Genomic DNA, 19427 nt, shown 5'->3' on the forward strand with positions numbered 1-19427 from the left:
TCCTCCCCCGTTAATTCTTGGTTTTCCGGGCCTCTGGCGTCTACTGACATCAGATGTTAATTAGAGTTCTATCTTGACTAGTACACAATGTCAACTAACATGTTAGAAATGATTTGACGGAGATTCGACGGGGATGACGCAGGCTTTCAATGCACGAGTTTTAACTGCGATTGATGATTTACCGGGGTCGCTGGCGCAGCGTGTGTATCAGTCGCTGCAGGAGGCGATCATGTCCCTGACGTTTCCGCCGGGCACTTTGATCCGCAAGGGCGCCATCTGCGATGAACTCGGCGTATCACGTTCGCCGGTGTCGGAAGCGATCACGCGGTTGGCCTCTGAAGGCCTGGTGGATGTGATCCCCCAGAGCGGAACGCGCGTTGCGCGCTTCTCGATTGAAGAAATTCGCGAGGCCGCTTTCATGCGCGAGGCGCTGGAAGTCGCGGCTGTCGAAAAGGTCGCCCGCGATCACACACCCGACCAATATGCCAAACTCGCCCGCAATGTTCGGTTGCAGGCTATGCTTGTCGAGGATCATGACACGGCGGGCTTCTATCAGGCGGATGAAGAGTTTCATGCGCTGCTGATGGAATTCACCGGCTTTCCCGGCGTCGCGGCTGCCGTCTCAACGATCGCGCTGAAACTGAAGCGGCCTAGAATGCTCCTTCTGCCTGAACCCGGACGGAACGACAACGCGGTGCGGGAGCATCTGGCGATAGTCGAGGCTATTCGCGACCGAAATCCGGACGAGGCGCGTTCTGCCATGCGTTATCATCTGGCTCAGTTGGTCAGCCGTTTCGATCCGCTCGAGAAGGAGCATCCGGAATTTTTCCGTTCGCGGCAGTCGCACTGAACCGCCCTTCCCTCCTCTGAAAGTGTGTCCGCATGAAGCTGACCGATACGATGCTGCTGAACAAGCGGACCCGCGACCCTGTTTTCATGACACGAATGGGGTTCGGTGGAGCGCCGCTCGGGAATCTGTACCGCAAGGTCAGCGATGAGGACGCGCAAGCCGCTCTGCTTGCCGCCTATGACGTCGGCATTCGTTACTTCGACACGGCGCCGCAATACGGCCTTGGGCGGTCGGAAGAGCGTGTCGGCAAGGCCATGCAGGCCTTCGGTGCAGAAAACATCGTTCTCTCAACCAAGGTTGGAAGGCTCTTGCTCGACTGCGAGCCGGACGAGGTGACGCCGGAGAGTTTCGTCGATGTGCCTCAGAAGCGCATCGTCTTCGACTATACCTATGACGGGGTGATGCGAAGCTATGAGGCCAGCAAGGACCGGCTTCAGACTGACCATGCTAGCATTCTACTCGTGCACGATGTTTGCGTTTTTTCGCAAGGGTCACAAGAGGCTAGCGACGCCAAAGTTCGCGAGCTTTTCGATGGCGGCGGCTACAAGGCCCTGGTCGAGCTTCGCGACGCCGGGCAGATTTCGGCTATTGGTGCGGGCGTGAACGAATGGCAGGTTTGCGAAAAGCTTCTCGGGCTTGGCGACTTCGACTGCTTCCTGCTGGCCGGCCGTTATACGCTTCTGGAACAGGAGGCGCTGGAAAGTTTTCTTCCGCTTTGCGAGACACGCGACGTCGGGATCATATTGGGCGGTCCCTATAACTCCGGGATCCTGGCCACCGGGGCTGTCGAAGGCGCGCGGTATAATTACGAGCCGGCTCCGCCGGAAATCCTCGAGCGAGTCGGCAAGATCGAAACCGTATGCCGTGCGCATGATACGCCGCTGATTGCAGCAGCGCTTCAGTTCGTATTCGGACCCCCTTGTGTCAAGACGGTGATTCCGGGTGCGGTGAACCGGAACGAGCTTCTGGCCAATGCCAAACTTCTGGAAGTGGATATCCCCCCTGCCCTCTGGACGGACTTGAAAGAGGAAGGTCTTATCCGCTCAGATGCCCCCGTTCCAAAGGATAACCGACATGCTGCGTAACATCCCACCGATTCTGTCGCCCGATCTGCTTCACGCCCTTGCCGCCATGGGCCATGGCGACGACATCGTCATCGCCGATGCCAACTATCCGGCCGAGAGTTCGGGTGTTCCCTGCATCCGGCTCGACGGAATTTCCGCCACCGATGCGCTGGAAGCGATTCTTGCGCTCTTGCCGCTCGACAGCTACGTGCCCGACCCGGCTCTGGTGATGCAGGTCGTGGGCGACCCGTCGGCGGTTCCGGAGGTTGTTTCCGAATTCCAGGCGATTATTGAGCGCGTCGCTGATAATCCGGCTAAGATTGGCAGTCTCGAGCGCTTTGCCTTCTATGATCGCGCCAGCGATGCCTTCGCCGTGGTCCAAACCGGCGAGCGGCGGCTCTATGGCAATATCATCCTGAAGAAGGGCGTTATCAAGTAGCACCTGCCTGCGGTCGGAGGCGAACCTCTCTCCGCACATAAGGCGGATCGATATTCTTGAGCCGGATAAGCAAGTGGCCCGGGAGCGGGCCATTACGGCCCGTTAACCCTGTTCCCTTGCGCTATCTGACGAATCTGCGATAATAACGATTATTCATTCTACCCCGTCCGAAAATCGTTATTTGGAAATCAGACTCGATGAACGCCGTCACCTCAACAGCGACCGATCGCACAGCCTTTCACTTTGAGGACGAGATTCTCGAGCAGGGCGATCTGATTTCGAAGAAGCTGCATCTGCTGAGCCTGCAGCGTTTTCCCCCAACGGCACACAAGACCTTGCGCGCCTTTTCCCTCGCAGAGGTGGCGCACTTTCTCGGCGTTTCGCAAAGCACGCTGAAGAAGCTCCATCTTGAAGGCAAAGGTCCCCTGCCCCAGACGTCGGCTTCCGGGCGCCGTTCCTATACCGCGCAGCAAATGGCGGAGTTGCGTGACTATCTGAGCCAGCATGGACGCTCTGACGTAAAGGATTATTCGCCGCGTCGCCGTCCCGGCGACAAGCTTCAGGTCGTGGCGGTCGTGAATTTCAAGGGCGGTTCTGCCAAGACCACGACGGCCGCGCATCTTGCGCAGCATCTGGCACTGACGGGTCATCGCGTCCTTGCGATCGACCTGGACCCGCAGGCCTCCCTCACCTCGCTTCACGGTTTCCAGCCTGAGCTCGACCAGACGCAATCGCTCTATGAGGCCATCCGCTATGACGACGAGCGCAGACCTATTGCAGATGTGATCCGGCAGACAAATTTCCCCGGGCTGGATATCGTACCTGCCAATCTGGAGCTTCAGGAATTCGAATACGACACGCCGCTTGCGATGGCGAACCGCAATTCGAATGAGGGCAAGACCTTTTTCACGCGCATCTCGCGCGCGCTTGCGGAGGTCGATGATCAGTATGACGTCGTTGTCATCGATTGCCCTCCGCAACTCGGCTATCTGACCATTACGGCGCTTGTTGCTGCGACTAGCGTGCTGATCACCATCCATCCGCAGATGCTGGATGTGATGTCGATGGGTCAGTTCCTGTTGATGCTGGGCGGTATTCTGAAGCCGATCCGTCAGGCGGGCGCGGAGGTCAATCTGTCCTGGTACCGTTATCTTGTGACGCGTTACGAGCCGACCGATGTGCCGCAGGCGCAGATGGTTGGTTTCATGCAGACGCTGTTCAACGAGTTCATGCTGAAAAACCAGATGCTGAAATCGACGGCGATTTCCGATGCGGGCATTACCAAGCAGACACTCTATGAAGTGGAGCGGACGCAGATGACCCGGTCAACCTATGACCGCGCCATGGAGGCTTTGGGATCCGTCAATGCGGAAATCACGCAACTCATTCATGAGGCGTGGGGCCGGTGAAGTTGTCGGCTGACAAAAACAGGGAAATACGCAATATTTCCAGTGGCATAGAGGTGGATGGCAATGGCGCGTAAGAATCTTCTCGCGGGTTTGGCGAATGCGGACGAAGTGCAGCCGGCCTCTGCGGCCGCCTACCCCATGCGCGGCGCGTCGAAGACAATGATCCGCTCGCTTGACGAGCTGGCCAGGCAGGCTGACAAGTTTCTGGAAGGCGAAGCTGTTATCGAGATCGATCCCTCGGATATTGACGGTTCGTTCGTTTCTGACCGGCTGGAGGATGATGAGGCGCAGTTTGCGGCGCTGAAGGATGCGATTGCTGAGCGTGGGCAGGATTCGCCTGTCCTGCTTCGTCCGCATCCCGAGCGCCAGGGACGCTACCAGATTGTCTTCGGCCATCGTCGTGTCCGCGCCGCCCGCGAACTCGGGCGCCAGGTCCGGGCTGTAGTGAAGGCGATTGACGATCGCTCTCATGTCATTGCCCAAGGCCAGGAAAATTCAGCGCGCGCCAATCTGAGTTTCATCGAGCGCGCGCTCTTCGCAAAACGGTTGGAAGATCTCGGTTATGGACGAGAGGTCATCGGCTCAGCGCTTGCGGCCAATGCGGCAGCTTTGTCCAAGATGGTGTCTGTCACGTCCCGCATCTCGGAGAATGTTCTTTCAGCTATCGGTCCGGCGCGTGGTGTGGGCCGTGAACGGTGGGTGGAATTGTCTTTGTTAGCCGGCAAGGAATCGAACGCGGACCGCATCGATTCCATCGTGTCCGATCCGTCTTTCCGGGGGCAGTCGAGTGATGAACGTTTCAACGGGCTCTATCTTGCGCTGAAGCAGGGAGGGAAGCCGGTCAAGAAGACGAAGCCGGCGGCCAGTGTGGAAACATGGCAGGCGGGCGACAAGCTCGTCTCTGCGCAGTTCTCGCAGTCGACCACGTCGTTCTCCGTGACATTGAAGGCGAAGGATGCGCCCGCCTTTGGTCGCTTCCTGAAAGAAAACCTGGACAGGCTTTACGGTGAATATCTGTTGGAAAAGAAGGGGCGCTAAAAAAGAAAGGCCCCCAGACGTCGCCGTCGTGGAAGCCCCTCTCTAAGTGTCGCAGCTTATGGGTGCCACGTCCTCGAATAGGCGTCAAGAGTCCGCATCGGTTTTGATCCCGATGCGGACTATTTTTTTTATGGGAGCGGCGCGAGAGTGCCGGCGGGCAGCGTTGGCAATTGGCCAAATCAACCGAGTGGGGCGGGCGAGGGCGTGCCCTCGAAGCGCAAGCCGGACGATCGCTGCTTGTTCAAGCAACGCGAATCGCTTCGTGTCATCGAGGTGCTTGACGGCGCCCAAGGCCCTTTGGGTTGTGGTCGCCCCCTTGAGAACGGCTTCCCAGATTTGTCGACCCGCCCCAGGCAGCCCCACCACGTCGTGTGCGGTATCTTTCGCGACGGTAGCAGAGGAGTCGTTCTGGTCGAGCGCGAAATGTTGCGACCGAATTGCGTCAGTCGGGGCTATGGGGGGGTAAGTTGGTGCGAACGCGGCGTGTGGGCTCGGCTGCTCCTGTAGTCTCTCCTTGGTCATCTATGGCGGTCTGCGGGCCAAGCAGGTGCTTGGCCGGGTACAGGACTGCGTTCCCGGAGATATTTGAGTGTTACCACTCGCCGGCGCGCTGCTAGGCGCCGATCTAGGGGCGCTCGCTGAATTTGCTACGGCGGTTTCATGATGTGCAGCCTTCGAGCCCTGCCATGAGGCCGCTCAGCCACCTCCTGCTCCATGTGGCCGCTTCGTGCAGTATGGGGAGCTCAGAGGGGCTGGACTATGGCGGGCGGGGCGTCGCTTCCCGCGTCGCTGGTGCGGTGCGCCCAACGATAACCCCGCCATCCACCGGGATTCTCAATCTGCCAAATGAGCCCTGCCGGCAGTGTGGGTTCCCGTATAAGACCTAGCCACGAAGACGCGATTTGATGGCGATGGGCCCGATCTTCCCTCTGTGTGTTCGGCAAGGTTTGGCGCTTGCGTGGCGCCCCTGTGCGTCTTCCTTCGGCAAGGGTAGGGCCTCACGCAGATGACATCTCTGCTGCTCAGATGAGGCGAGGAGGATATCCCAAGCCAAAGTGCTCCGGGTCAATGGACGTGGTTCGAGCAAAAAGCGTCACTGATGCAGCTCGGGGGAGCGAAGGTGGTGCTTAAGGTTGCTTTCCCATGGCTAGGTCCGACAAGATGTTACACGCGGCTTTTAGTATATGTAGAGAAAATATAAGCTCATTTTGCTTTCATTTGAGAAGGTAGGCTCATGTTTCTAATGAGCTAGAGGCGCGGCATGCTGCACCTCATGGTATGTGGGGGTGGGTACGTGGGGCAGATTCGTTGTCCGTGCCGGTGCGCGCGCTGCGGCCGCCATCCCTTTCTCCCCAGGGCTTTAGGGGCCGTCCGCGGGCTCCGTGCCCGCTTCGCCGGAGACCGCAGCCGGGTGTGAATTTGCAATGCGATTATGAGCACAATTTTACCCTAGATAGCATAACGCTTCTCTTTTCAGGCAGGTGCCGGTCGGGCTACTCGTTGGTCCAACGGAGCGAGATCGCAAAGGGCAAACCCGGTTACGTCGATGCGAGCGGCGACTGCTGTCGCGGGGAACATGTAGCTGAAGCCTGAGATGCAAGGGAGAGAACTATGAGTTTCAAGATTGCCATCATTGGCGCCGGCAGTGTCGAATTCACGCGCAAGCTTTTCTCGGACATTCTAAAGGTCGCCGAATTCGAGGATGTCGAATTCGCGCTTACCGATACGTCTGAGCACAATCTCTCCCTTATTGAGAAAGTTCTGAATACGATCAAGGAAGCCAACGGGCTGAAGGTTCGCATCAGCGCCACCACGGATCGACGCAGGGCGGTTGCGGGCGCGCGCTATGTCGTCTCCTGCGTCCGCGTCGGTGGACTGGAAGCCTATGCCGACGATATCCGCATTCCGCTCAAGTATGGCGTCGACCAATGCGTCGGCGACACGATCTGCGCGGGCGGCATTTTCTATGGCCAGCGCAACATTCCGGTCATTCTCGATTTCTGCAAGGACATTCGTGAAGTCGCCGAAACGGGTGCGAAGTTCCTGAACTATGCCAACCCCATGGCGATGAACACCTGGGCCGCGATCGATTACGGCAAGGTCGACACGATCGGCCTCTGCCACGGCGTGCAGCATGGCGGCGAGCAGATCGCTGAGGTTCTGGGCGTGGCCCATGAAGACCTCGATTTCATCTGCTCGGGCATCAATCACCAGACCTGGTATGTCGATGTGCGCGTCAAGGGCCGGAAAATCGGCAAGGACGAGCTGATCGCCGCCTTCGAACGTCACCCGGTCATCAGCCAGCAGGAAAAGGTCCGCATCGACGTTCTGAAGCGCTTCGGCGTCTATTCGACGGAGAGCAACGGGCATCTGTCCGAGTATCTGCCCTGGTATCGCAAGCGGGCGGATGAGATCGTCAAGTGGATCGACATGTCGGACTGGATCCACGGGGAAACCGGCGGCTATCTGCGCTACACGACCGAGAACCGCAACTGGTTCGAGACCGAATTCCCCACCGTGCTCGAGCGCGCCAAGCGGCCGCTTTCCGCCTACAAGCGCTCCAGCGAACATGCGAGCTACATTCTCGAAGCCATCGAGACCGGTCGCGTCTATCGCGGTCACTTCAACCAGAAGAACAACGGTGTCATCACCAATTTGCCGTCGGATGCGATCATAGAATCGCCCGGCTTCGTCGATCGCTTCGGCATCAACATGGCCGCCGGCATAACGCTTCCGGAAGCCGCCGCTGCGACCTGCATCGCCTCCATCAACGTGCAGCGCATGTCGGTTCATGCGGCTGTTACCGGCGATGTCGATCTTCTGAAGCAGGCGATGATGCACGACCCGCTGGTCGGTGCGATCTGCACACCGGAGGAGGTGTGGCAGATGGTGGACGAGATGCTGGTGGCGCAGGCCGAATGGCTGCCGCAATATGCCGAGGCGATTCCGGGGGCGCGCGAGCGTCTGAAGACATCGACAGTAAAGACGCGCGACTGGCAGGGCTCGGCTCGCCGCGAGGTGCGCTCCATCGAGGAACTGCGCATCGTCAAACAGGCGAGCTGATAGCGCGACATCCAATCCGGCGGCCCCCATGGCCGCCGACAGACCGGGCGGGAGGCCCGGGTTCATCAGCTAAAAGGCGGGACAGGAGCCCGCGCTTAAAAGGGGAGTGAGATGACAAATCGATATCTTTTGCGTACGGCCGCCCTTCTTGTCGGCGTGTCGGCACTGGCAGCGGGCGCCGTGGCATCCGACCTGACGGTCGTGCCGCAGCCGCCGGATTTTCCGGCGCAGACCAAGGTGCAGTATGTGGATGGCAAGGACATCCTCGAATACAAGGCGCTGCCCGAATATCATGAGCCCGCCTGGGTCACGAAGGATTTCGTAGACAAGGGCAAGCTGCCGCCCGTCAAGGATCGCCTACCCAAGGAGCCTATGGTCTACAAGACCGGCAACATGGTGGACGGCATCGGCGTCTATGGCGACACGATGCGCCATGTCATCGGCGGCCGACCCGAAGGCTGGAACTATTGGGCCGGCCAGAACCAGGGCTGGGGCGGCATCGATATCGGTCTCTACGAATGCCTGACGCGCACCGGCCCGCTGTTCCAGGTCAAGGCGGATGATCTTCAGCCGCTGCCGAACCTCGCCAAGAGCTGGGAATGGTCGAAGGATGGCCATACGTTGACCATGCACCTCATCGAGGGCGCCAAATGGTCCGACGGTGTCGATTTCACCTCCGACGACCTGATGTTCTACTGGAACGACAATGTGCTCGATCCGAATGTCAAGCCGCTGAACGGCGCCTCGCCCGAGACCTTCGGTGTCGGCACGACCCTCAAGGCGCTCGACAAGTATACGGTCGAATGGACCTTCAAGGACGCGTTTCCGAAGCAGTTCATCTACAACATGGCCTATGGCACGTTCTGCCCGGGTCCGGCGCATATGCTCAAGCCGCAGCACCCGAAATATTCCAAGAACACCTACGACCAGTACAAGAACGCCTTCCCGCCATCCTACATGAACTTCCCCGTCATGGGCGCCTGGGTGCCGGTGGCCTACCGTCCGGATGACATTATCGTCCTGCGCCGCAATCCGTACTACTGGAAGGTCGATGAAAAGGGCAACCAGCTGCCTTACCTGGACGAGATGCATTACAAGCTCTCGACCTGGGCTGATCGCGATGTGCAGGCCGTTGCCGGTTCGGGCGACTTCTCGAACCTTGAGCAGCCGGAAAACTTCGTGGAATCGCTGAAGCGCGCCGCGCAGAAGGATGCGCCGGCCCGTCTCGCTTTCGGTTCGCGCCTCATCGGCTATAACATCAACATGAACTTCTCGGCCAATGGCTGGGGCGATCCGGACGCACGGGCGCAGGCGGTTCGTGAGCTGAACCGCAATGAGCACTTCCGCAAGGCCGTGACCATGGCGCTGAACCGCAAGGAGCTGGGCGACTCCCTCGTCAAGGGACCCTTCGTCGCCACCTATCCCGGCGGCATTCTCTCGGGCTCGAACTTTTATGATCGCCAGTCGACCATGTATTATCCCTTCGACCTCGAAGGAGCGAAGAAGGAATTGGCGGCCGCAGGTCTGAAGGACACGGACGGCGACGGCATCGTGAACTTCCCGGCCGGGGTCAATGGTGGCAAGGATGTCGAAGTCTCGATGCTGATGACGAACGACTATTCGACCGACAAGACGCTGGCGGAAGGCGTGGTTGCCCAGATGCAGAAGCTCGGCATTCGTGTCGTTCTGAATGCCCAGGCCATCAAGGATCGCGACAATGCGGCTGGCGCCGGCAAGTTCGACTGGATGATCCTGCGCACCTCGGCGGAGCTTGCTTCCGTCGTGCAGAACACGCCGCAGCTTGCCGCGACCGGTCCGCGCACCAGCTGGTTCCATCGCGCCAACAACAAGAACGAACTCGACCTGATGCCGTTCGAGAAGGAGCTTGCCGACACGGTCAACAAGTTCATCGTCGCGAGCGATCCGAAGGAACAGGCCGAGCTGATGAAGCAGTACCAGAAGATCTATACGACCAACGTCAACACGGTGGGTCTCGTGGAATATCCCGGTGCTCTGATCATCAACAAGCGCTTCAGGAACGTGCCGCCCGGAACGCCGATCTACATGTTCAACTGGGCTGAAGATTCGGTCATCCGCGAACGGCTCTATGTGCCGACCGCCGATCAGGGCGATTACCAACTCTTCAAGGACGCGCTGCCGGGCAAGCCGGGCGGTGATGGTCCGCAGAAGTAAGCGATCCTCCCGGATCCGCGCGCCTGTCTCCAGTCGGCGCGCGGAACGCAAAAGGTGGCGGTTTGAGGTGTGCAAGCCGCGAGCCGCCACCGACCTTCTGAGGAGAAAGTATCATGTTGAGGTTTCTGGTCACCCGCCTTCTGTCTGCCATCCCGGTGCTGCTGATCCTCAGCGTCGTCACCTTTGCGATCATTCAGGCGCCGCCCGGCAACTATGCCGACTATATCCGTTCGCAGCTCATCAATCTCGGTGGGGCCTCCTATGAGCAGGCCGATGCCCAGGCCAAGGCCTATGCGGCCGCTCACGGTCTCGACAAGCCGATGGTCGTCCAGTATTTCAACTGGATCGGCGCCATGGTGACAAAGGGTGATTTTGGCTACAGCATGTATTACAACAGGCCTGTCGGCGAGATCGTCGCCGAGCGCCTGCCGCGTACGCTTCTCCTCGCACTCGTCTGCCACATCTTCGCTTCCGTGCTCGGCATCACCTTCGGCGTGCTGGCTGCCACGCGGCAATATAGCTGGGTCGACACCTTTCTGTCCGGCATCGCCTTTCTAGGCATGACCGTGCCGCGCTTCCTGATGGCGCTGATCATGGTCTATCTGCTTGTCTTCCACTTCAACATGAGCGACATCGGCAATTTCTTCTCCTCCCGCTATGGCGGTGCGCCGTGGTCGTGGGACAAGTTCGTCGACCTCGTCAAGCATGTCTGGCCGGTGGTCGCCATCGCGACCTTCGGTGGGCTCGCCTACAACATGCGGGTGATGCGCGGCAATCTGCTCGACACGCTCAACGCCCAGTACATCGAAACCGCCCGCGCCAAGGGCTTGCGCGAAGGCGCGGTGATCATGCGCCACGCGGTGCCGAATGCGCTGCATCCGCTCATCATGTATCAGGGCGTCGTGCTGCCCTACATGCTGACCGGCGAAATCGAGGTGGCGATCATCTTCGCGCTGCCGACCGTCGGCCCCGCAATCGTCGGCTCCATGCATGTCGGTGACGTCTATGTCACGGCCACCTTCATGCTTGTGCTCGCCGCCACGCTGATCATCGGCAATATCATCGCGGACATGCTGCTGGCAGCGCTTGATCCGCGGGTCAGACTGGGAGGGGCGCATTGATGCTGGTGCCAGCCGAAACCACAATCGAACCGACTGCCAAATCCGCGCCCGCAGGCAACGAGAGCTATCAGGCGCTGGTCTGGCGGCGGCTCAGGCGGTCGTTCACCGGCATGCTCGGGCTCGTGCTCGTCTGCCTGCTGCTCGTCATGGCGGTCTTTGCCGGCTTCGTCGCCCCGGTGGATCCGACGCAGTCCGATGCCTCTTTCATGCCGCCGGAGGTGATCTCCATTCACGACAAGGATGGGGCGCTGGTGTCGCCGCGCATCTATCCGCTGGTCGATTCCGACAAGCTCGATCCGGTGACATTCCAGCCGATCAGCGGTCCGGATTACGACAATCCGCGCAAGCTCGGCTTCTTCGTCTCCGGCTTCGAATACAGGCTTCTCGGCATCCTGCCAGTGTCGGGGCATTTCTTTGGCTCGACCGACGGCAAGCCGGTGCATTTCCTCGGTACCGACAAGCTCGGCCGCGACATTCTCTCGCGCGCCATTTACGGTTCGCGCGTCTCGCTGATGATTGCGCTCACCGTGGTGACGATCGTCACCGTGATCGGCGCGACCGTCGGTATGGTGTCCGGCTATCGCGGCGGCGCCTTCGACACATGGGTGCAGCGCTTCGTCGAACTGGTGCTAGCCTTTCCGCAATTGCCGCTCTATCTGGCGCTGACCTCGCTGATCCCGGTGACCGCGCCGACCAATGTGTTTCTGGCCTTCGTCATCCTCGTCATGTCGGCGCTCGGCTGGGCGCAGATGTCGCGCGAGGTGCGCGGCAAGACGCTGGCGCTGGCGCGGATCGAATACGTGAAGGCGGCGATCGCCATCGGCGCAACCGACCGGCGCATCATCTTCCAGCATATCTTCCCGAACGTGATGAGCCATGTGATCGTCGCGGTGACGCTCAACATCCCGAATATCGTGCTTTTGGAATCCTTCCTCGGCTTCCTTGGCTTTGCCGTGAAGCCGCCGCTGATCTCCTGGGGGCTGATGCTGCAGGACACTGCCAATTATTCCGTCATCGGGTCCTATCCCTGGATCCTGGCTCCCGTCGGCTTCGTGCTGGTCACCGTCTTCGCCTTTAATGCGCTGGGTGACGGTCTGCGCGACGCCATCGATCCATATTGAGCGGGGAGGAGCCCATCATGCCCGACAATCTCATTCCCGATCTTCGACTGGATGCTGCCCTGCATGAGGACCAGCCGCTGCTCGACGTGCGTAATGCCGGCGTTCATTTCTGGACGGAGCATGGCGAGGTGCAGGCCGTGCGCGATATCTCGCTGCAGCTCTATCGCGGCGAAACGATCGCCGTGGTGGGCGAATCCGGCTCCGGCAAGTCGGTGACGGCGCGGCTGATCATGGGGCTGCTTTCCAAGCGCGCCCGCGTAAGCCCGAATGCCCGCGTGCTCTTCGATGGCAAGGATATCCTGAAATATTCAGGCGAGAAGCGCCGGCAGCTGCGCGGCAGCCGCATTTCGATGATCTTTCAGGAGCCGATGAGCTCGCTGAACCCGCTCTACACGGTGGGCAACCAGATCGCCGAGGCGATCCGCGCGCATCGTCGCGTCGGCCGTGCGGAGGCGCGCCGCCGGGCGATCGCGCTTCTGGACGAAGTCCGTATCCCCAATCCCGAGCTGCGGATCGATCAATATCCGCATCAGCTGTCCGGTGGGCAGCGCCAGCGCGTGATGATCGCCATGGCGCTTGCCAATAATCCTGATGTGCTGATCGCCGACGAGCCGACCACCGCGCTGGACGTGACCGTGCAGGCGCAGATCCTGAACCTGATCCGCGACCTGCAGAAGAAGCACGGCATGGCCGTGGTCCTTATCACCCACGATCTGACCGTGGTGCGCAAATTCTCCGACTATGTCTATGTGATGCAGAAGGGCGCGCTTCAGGAACACAATACGACGGCTGCGCTTTTCGAAGCGCCGAAACATCCCTATACGCGCCACCTTCTCGGCTCCGAACCGAAGGGCAGGGCAAGGCCGCTTGGCGATGGAGAGGCCATCCTGCTCGAAGGGCGCGATGTCCGTGTCGCCTTCGCGCTGCGCGGCGGCGGCTTCTTCCGGCCGAGCTATCACGAACTGGTCGCGGTCGACAGCCTGTCGCTGAGCCTTCGCCGCCATGAGACGCTGGGGCTCGTCGGCGAGTCCGGCTCGGGCAAGACGACGTTCGGGCAGGCGCTGGCGCGGCTGATCGACCAGGACGGCGGCGAGATCCTCTTCGACGGCGTTCCCATTCAGGACAAGAGCCGCGAGGAAATGCGGCCGTTGCGCTCACGCATGCAGATCGTGTTTCAGGACCCGTTCTCGTCGCTCAACCCGCGCATGACCATTGGCCAGATCATCGGCGAGGGGCTGGTGGTCAACGGGATCGGGGTCTCGAGCGCCGAGCGGCAGGACCGGGTGCGCGCGGCGCTCCGGGATGCCGGTCTGCCCGACAATATCACCGGCCGCTTCCCGCATGAGTTTTCCGGCGGCCAGCGGCAGCGCATCGCCATTGCGCGCGCCATCGCGCTCGAGCCAGAATTTCTGCTTCTGGACGAGCCGACCTCGGCGCTCGATCTTTCGGTTCAGGCGCAGATCATCGATCTGTTGCGCAAGCTTCAGGACGAGCGCGGCCTGAGCTATCTGTTCATCTCGCACGATCTGAAGGTGGTGCGCGCGCTGTGCCACCGCGTCATCGTCATGCAGCATGGCAAGATTGTCGAGCAGGGGCCTGTCGAGGAAATCCTAAGCCGCCCGCAAAGCGATTACACCCAGAAGCTCGTGAAGGCCGCCTTCGACGTGGCGGCCTGAGACCGGGTCGGAACCCGAGGGATCGCCTCCGCGTCAGAGTGACATGATGAAACGATTTCGTCCATCTTTCTCAGATGAAGTCAAACCCGGCGGGAAGCATGTGGAGATAGCGGAACAAGGCGTACATCAGACCAAAGATGGTGAGCGCGCCCGCCGCATACAGAAAGAATTCCAGTGATATCCTCTTGATGTTGATAGGCTCTGACGATTTTCTTTGATCGTAGTGCCATTTTATCGAGAAGAACATGCCGATAAACAAGACTCCGACCTTGAAGATAATGAAGACGACGGGGACCCAGTTCATCGTTTTGAACCTTTCCTGAATAGAACACGTGCCGCGAATATCGCTTCGCGGCACGTATTCTCATGACTCGCTCTAAAACCATTCAACAGCGAAAGCGGTCCGCGCTTTCGCTGTTGAATTGGTGGCAGGGAATGCACCTTGATCGAAGCGGAAACTGCGGACGACAGGTTACGGGCACTTATGCCCCCGGCGCGGGGAGGAAGGCAAGGCTCCGCAGGAGACGCGCGACCGCAAGTCGCATCGGCCGGTGAGAGTTCATCCTTGCCGGGACCGGCTCCGCATCGGGCTGGCACTTGTCGATAAAGCGGCCACGCGAGCGCCGAAGCAGTTGCCGAGCGAACTTAAGGCCGAATTTCGCCGCCCACTTCGCGACGGTCCAAAATGAGACGTCAATGCCGCGCTCGGTGAACAGATCTTCGACGTCGCGTAAGCTGACTCTTTCGTTTCCGGTGCGACACTCTTCGCGGATCGCGCCTGTCCAGCGAAGTCTTGCCGACAGCATGCCGGGTCTTGGCGGTATACGCATCATGGAGCCAGTGCTTGCCATTCCGGCTCTTGAGCAGTCCCTGCAGTGGCACGGCTACCGCACATGCGATCCCGCATTGGTATGGATACGCGAGCGGCTTCGCATCGCTGCGAAACTTGTTCATGGATCGACAGCGTAGCTTCAATGTATCCGCAGATGCCATGGGCGACGGGACTTGCTCTATCCGCCCCAGATGACCGCCTGTTCGTGACGCTCGATCAGATGTCTGAGTTCCTCGAAGCGGCGGGCGATATGTTTTGCGAAGTTCTCGACGGCCGGCATGCTCGGGGCATCCTTCTGTCTGAGTAGAACCAATGCACGTTCAGGATGGGGGATAGGCACTGGCAGCGCTGTAATCGACCTTTCGTTGCGCTGTGAAAACACCGTGGAATGCGGCAGAATGGTCAAAGCATCCGATCCCTTGAGGTAATTCACCACACTCATCAGGGAGCCGCCCGAATAGCGTATCTTGGCTTCAGTCGCGCCCAGAGAGAGAAGAAGACTGTGCAGGTCTGCCAAGAGCGGGCTGGTTGGCGGCGGCGCTATCCACGGATAGTCGAGCAATGATGCGGGCCGCAGCTTCCGGCTCATGAGGAGCGGATGGGTGAGCCTGCAGGCGACTACGTTGCGCCCGGGCAGGATTTCCTGTGCAATCAGGCCAGACCCCTCGTCAAGAAGTGCGATCGGACAGATCGCCAGATCAAGCAGTCCGGTCGTCAGCCCCGACTTGAGTTCGCCAATATATCCGTAGCTCTGCTCGATCCGCACATCGGCATGCGTAGTCTGGAAGTCGGCTGCCATTCCCGCGATCAGCCCATCCATGAAATAGGGCGTGCCCCCGACGCGAACCACGCCGCTGCGTCCCAGACGGAAACTGTCGATGGCTTCTGCCGCCTTCCGGGAAGCGGCGATGACGGCCATTCCATGCTGCGCGAGATCCCGGCCCAATGGCGTCGGTTGCAGGGGACGTCTGCCCCTGACGAAAAGCGGTTCGCCCACACGTTTTTCCAGAAGCGCGAGCGTCCGGGAGACTGCCGGTTGGGTCAGGCCCAGCATGGATGCGCCTTCGACAACGCCACCCGCCGCCACCACCGCCGCCAACTGGACCAGATGTTTTTCATCAATCTTCATACCAAAATCTTATATTATTTCGCAAAGAAATGATCAAACACTCTTTTGGTTCTGGTAACTTGCAAAGAGGAGAGGGTCTGGGAGGAACATCCGTGGCGATCATGGCCAGCAAAGCAAGCACCGGAAAGTCTGTTGCATCGGACCTGTTCGCCGAACGGTTCGGCGACCGGCGGACCGACAAGCTGCCGGCGACGCTCATCTCGTTCGCATCACATCTGCATGCTCTGGTCATCGAGTTGCGCCCCTCGCGCGATGAATGGCGCGCCTTCCTGAACCTCCTGATCGACATCGGCGACTACAGCGACACCCGACGGGATGAGTGGATGCTCATTTCCGACCTGTTCGGTATTTCTGCGCTTGTCGAAGAGCTCAATCATTGCCGTCCACCGGACGCAACGCCGAATACGTCACGCGGACCCTTCTATCGCGACGATACGCCGGAGCGTCCGCTCGGAGCGAATATCAGTCTCGATGGCAAGGGCGAGCCGCTCGGCGTATCCGGCCGGGTGCTGGATCTCGACGGTCAGCCGGTCCGCGGTGCGCGGGTGACGACCTGGCAGGCCAATTCCCAAGGCTGCTACGAAAACCAGCAGCCCGATCACCAGCCCGAATTCAACCTGCGCGGACGCTTCACCACGGATGAGGCGGGACGCTTCCACTACAAGACCGTCATACCGGCAGGCTACCCGGTGCCGCTGGACGGACCGGCGGGGGCGCTGCTCAAGCGCGCCGGTTTCCCGCCGCGCCGACCGGCCCATCTACAGTTTCATATCGCCGCCGAGGGCTTCGAGACCATCACCACGCACATCTTTGATGCCGATGATCCCGCCCTTGGCTCCGATCCGCTTTTTGCGGTGAAGCCGGAACTGATCAAGCGCTTCCGGACAGGCTCCGGACAGTGCGAACTGGATTGCACCTTCGTGATGGTACGCATGCGACAGGAGGGACTGCGATGAGCCGCGATTTCGTCTATCAGGCCAATCGGGCCACGGTTGTCTTCGGTGCGGGCAAGCGCCGCGACGCAGGCGAATGGGTTGCAAAGCTAGGAAAAAAGCGTGCGATGGTGCTGTCCACGCCGCACCAGGCGCAGGATGCAGAGCATCTTGCAAATGAGCTTGGGGCTTTGAGCGCCGGAACCTTTACAGGCGCCGTCATGCACACGCCGGTCAATGTGACGGAAGACGCTGTCGCAGCACTTCAGCGCGCCGGCGCGGATTGCGTGATCTCCTTTGGCGGTGGTTCCACCACGGGGTTGGGCAAGGCGATCGCGCTGCGCACCGGTGTGCCGCAGATCACCATCCCGACGACCTATGCCGGATCGGAAGTCACACCGATCCTCGGCCAGACCGAAAACGGCCGCAAGACCACGATCCGCGACGTTGCCATCCTGCCAGATGTGGTCATCTACGATCCCGAACTGACGGTGGGTCTTGCGAAGCAGATGACGATCGTCAGCGCGCTCAATGCGCTGGCGCACGCTATGGAAGGTCTTTACGCGAAGGATCGCAATCCGATCTCGACCATGATGGCGGTCGAATCCTTCCGCAGTTTCAAGGCATCGCTGCCGGGTCTCATCGAAAAACCCGGCGATCTCGATCTACGCGCCGAAGCGCAATATGCCTGCTGGCTCGCCGGCACGGTGCTCGGCACGGTCGGCATGGCGCTGCATCACAAGATCTGCCACACGCTGGGCGGCAGTTTCGACACGCCGCATGCCGAAACGCATGCGATCATGCTGCCCTACACGACGGCCTACAACGCCGTTGCGGTGCCGGAGCTGCTGGCGCCGATCGCAGAGATTTTCGGGGCTGCACCCGGCGCGGCACTGCATGATTTCTCGCGCTCGCTGGGCGCGCCGCTGTCGCTGAAGGACATCGGCTTCGAGGAAGCCAATCTCGATCGGGCCGCCGATATCGCGGCGGAAAACCCGTACTGGAATCCCCGGCCCATCGACCGCGCGTCGATCCGGGCACTCCTGCAGGCCGCCTGGGAGGGCGTCCGGCCGGAGACTTGAGCAGACGGAATGACACTCAAATCATGCACCAGGGAGTGAGATGCATGTTTAGGAGACGCGTTTTTCTGAAGACCACAGCCGGCGCCGGCGCTTTGGCGGGCAGCGCAGGACTGGCAATGCCGGCTCTCGCAAAGGGCGGAAAGATCAAGCCGGGCTATGTGAGCCCGCAGACCGGCCCGCTGGCGTTCACTGAAAATGCGGACCTGCGTTTCCAGCAGACGAGCTGGCCGGGCGCGCGCATTCCCCATGCCTGGCTCTTCTCGGACGCTGGCGGCAAGGCATCGACGCTTGATCTCTGCGGCCATGGCAGGACTTCGCCGGCGACCGGGCGCGGATCAGCGAGATTTCCGATAGCGGCGCGCTTCTGGTGCGTCCTGACCACCATGTCGCATGGCGCTCGGCAAATGGCGCGGCCGATCCGGCCGCGGAACTGCGCCGCGTGTTGAAAACTGTTTTGTCCAGGTAAGGAGACAACGATGGAAGCGCATGAGAAAGGCTTTTTTTCCGAAGAGAACTCTGTCGAGGTCGTGACGGGGCGAAACGCGAAGGCTGAAAACCCGCGTCTCGTCCAGATCATGGAGGTCGTCACCCGCAAGCTGCACGAGGCGGTCAAGGAACTGGAGCCGACCCAGGACGAATGGTTCGAAGCGATCATGTTCCTGACCAAGACCGGCCAGATTTGCAACGAGTGGCGACAGGAATACATCCTCCTGTCCGACATTCTCGGCGTTTCAATGCTGGTGGATGCGATCAACAACCGCAAGCCGTCGGGCGCTTCGGAATCGACTGTGCTCGGTCCCTTCCACGTCGATGGTGCGCCCATGATGGAGATGGGCGCCAATATCTGCCTCGACCAGAAGGGCGAGGACATGTACATCGAAGGCCGCATCCTCGACACGCACGGCAACCCGATCGCAGGGGCGGTCATTGATGTCTGGCAGGCCAATGACGAAGGCTTTTACGACGTCCAGCAGAAGGGCCTGCAGCCCGAATTCAACCTGCGCGGCATGTTCACGACGGGTGCGGACGGCCGCTACTGGTTCCGGGCCGTGAAACCGAAATTCTATCCGATCCCCAATGACGGTCCGGTTGGCCAGCTGCTGGTGGCACTCGGCCGCCATCCCTATCGGCCGGCGCATCTGCACTACATCATCGAGGCGGACGGTTTCGAGACGCTGACGACGCATATCTTCGATCCGGAGGATCCATATATCAACTCGGATGCCGTGTTCGGCGTCAAGGAAAGCCTGCTGGCGAAGTTCGACAAGACGAACGATCCGACAAGGGCAAAGAACTATGGTTTCGAGGGTGAATTCTGGGATGTGAAGCACGATTTCGTGCTGGCCGAGAAGCACTGAGACCGTCTGGCGCTCGGCCTAAGCCAGCGAATTTTGTGCGCCATCGTCGCCTTAGATGGTCGCGCGCCACCTGTTTGGGGATCTCTTTTCCGAGGTCTTGCGCAAATGGGGCACAGAAGC

Annotated in this window: 15 protein-coding genes and 3 pseudogenes; 15 read left to right on the forward strand and 3 right to left on the reverse strand. The window is 60.2% G+C overall.

The genetic code is table 11. The features are described from left to right. Positions 1-133: 133 nt before the first annotated feature. The 10 genes from LQK83_RS09995 (at position 134) to LQK83_RS10040 (ending at position 13974) form a co-directional block, all read left to right on the forward strand. Entirely contained in the window at positions 134-850 is a 717-nt protein-coding gene (locus LQK83_RS09995; protein ID WP_269065426.1) for a GntR family transcriptional regulator, read from the forward strand. A 32-nt stretch (positions 851-882) separates the two neighbouring features. Beyond that, positions 883-1935, forward strand: coding sequence for an aldo/keto reductase (locus LQK83_RS10000; protein ID WP_230837253.1), 1053 nt, complete (start codon positions 883-885; stop codon positions 1933-1935). Then, positions 1925-2353, forward strand: coding sequence for an RbsD/FucU family protein (locus LQK83_RS10005; protein ID WP_230837254.1), 429 nt, complete (start codon positions 1925-1927; stop codon positions 2351-2353). Before LQK83_RS10000 ends, LQK83_RS10005 begins: the two co-directional genes overlap by 11 nt. 197 nt (positions 2354-2550) lie before the next feature. After that, a complete protein-coding gene (gene repA / locus LQK83_RS10010; RefSeq protein WP_230837255.1) occupies positions 2551-3762 on the forward strand; it encodes a plasmid partitioning protein RepA in 1212 nt (403 codons plus the stop codon). 63 nt (positions 3763-3825) lie between these two features. Then, positions 3826-4800: a plasmid partitioning protein RepB gene (gene repB / locus LQK83_RS10015; protein ID WP_230837256.1), complete on the forward strand. Its 975-nt coding sequence runs from the start codon at positions 3826-3828 to the stop codon at positions 4798-4800. Between the two features lie 1611 nt (positions 4801-6411). Next, positions 6412-7863 carry an alpha-glucosidase/alpha-galactosidase gene (locus LQK83_RS10020; RefSeq protein WP_230837257.1) on the forward strand — a complete coding sequence of 484 codons (1452 nt, stop codon included), beginning with the start codon at positions 6412-6414 and terminating at the stop codon, positions 7861-7863. 111 nt (positions 7864-7974) lie between these two features. Beyond that, positions 7975-10056, forward strand: a complete 2082-nt coding sequence (locus LQK83_RS10025; RefSeq protein ID WP_230837258.1) for an ABC transporter substrate-binding protein — start codon at positions 7975-7977, stop codon at positions 10054-10056. 113 nt (positions 10057-10169) lie between these two features. Then, complete coding sequence (locus LQK83_RS10030; protein WP_230837259.1) at positions 10170-11177, forward strand: ABC transporter permease; 1008 nt, start codon at positions 10170-10172, stop codon at positions 11175-11177. Then, a complete protein-coding gene (locus LQK83_RS10035) occupies positions 11177-12298 on the forward strand; it encodes an ABC transporter permease (RefSeq protein WP_230837260.1) in 1122 nt (373 codons plus the stop codon). Before LQK83_RS10030 ends, LQK83_RS10035 begins: the two co-directional genes overlap by 1 nt. A gap of 17 nt (positions 12299-12315) precedes the next feature. Further along, positions 12316-13974 (forward strand): ABC transporter ATP-binding protein, encoded by a 1659-nt coding sequence (locus LQK83_RS10040; RefSeq protein WP_230837261.1) that lies wholly within the window; start codon positions 12316-12318, stop codon positions 13972-13974. Between the two features lie 70 nt (positions 13975-14044). On the opposite strand, the gene LQK83_RS10045 is transcribed toward LQK83_RS10040, so the two are convergent. The 3 genes and pseudogenes from LQK83_RS10045 to LQK83_RS10050 form a co-directional block, all read right to left on the reverse strand. Continuing rightward, the gene (locus LQK83_RS10045) at positions 14045-14278 is read right to left on the reverse strand and encodes a hypothetical protein (RefSeq protein WP_230837262.1); all 234 of its coding nucleotides are present in this window, start codon (positions 14276-14278) and stop codon (positions 14045-14047) included. A 280-nt stretch (positions 14279-14558) separates the two neighbouring features. Continuing rightward, positions 14559-14714, reverse strand: a pseudogene (locus LQK83_RS21845) (IS6 family transposase); the annotation flags it as partial. Positions 14715-14984: 270 nt separating this feature from the next. Next, entirely contained in the window at positions 14985-15935 is a 951-nt protein-coding gene (locus LQK83_RS10050; RefSeq protein ID WP_230837263.1) for a LysR family transcriptional regulator, read from the reverse strand. Between the two features lie 101 nt (positions 15936-16036). Here LQK83_RS10050 and LQK83_RS10055 point away from each other — a divergent pair, with 101 nt between their 5' ends. The 5 genes and pseudogenes from LQK83_RS10055 to LQK83_RS10075 all read left to right on the forward strand — a co-directional run bounded on the left by LQK83_RS10055 (position 16037) and on the right by LQK83_RS10075 (position 19307). Then, positions 16037-16891: a dioxygenase family protein gene (locus LQK83_RS10055; RefSeq protein WP_230837264.1), complete on the forward strand. Its 855-nt coding sequence runs from the start codon at positions 16037-16039 to the stop codon at positions 16889-16891. Continuing rightward, positions 16888-17949, forward strand: coding sequence for a maleylacetate reductase (locus LQK83_RS10060; protein WP_230837265.1), 1062 nt, complete (start codon positions 16888-16890; stop codon positions 17947-17949). The genes LQK83_RS10055 and LQK83_RS10060 overlap by 4 nt, the downstream gene beginning before the upstream one ends. A gap of 44 nt (positions 17950-17993) precedes the next feature. Beyond that, a pseudogene (locus LQK83_RS10065) lies at positions 17994-18152 on the forward strand (ABC transporter substrate-binding protein); the annotation flags it as partial. Further along, a pseudogene (locus LQK83_RS10070) lies at positions 18132-18415 on the forward strand (aromatic-ring hydroxylase C-terminal domain-containing protein); the annotation flags it as partial. The pseudogenes LQK83_RS10065 and LQK83_RS10070, both read left to right, overlap by 21 nt. 10 nt (positions 18416-18425) lie before the next feature. Then, a complete protein-coding gene (locus LQK83_RS10075; RefSeq protein WP_230837266.1) occupies positions 18426-19307 on the forward strand; it encodes an intradiol ring-cleavage dioxygenase in 882 nt (293 codons plus the stop codon). The last annotated feature ends 120 nt before the right edge of the window (positions 19308-19427 follow it).

Source organism: Rhizobium sp. C1, from assembly GCF_021026335.1.
In the GTDB taxonomy this organism is placed as follows: domain Bacteria; phylum Pseudomonadota; class Alphaproteobacteria; order Rhizobiales; family Rhizobiaceae; genus Ensifer_A.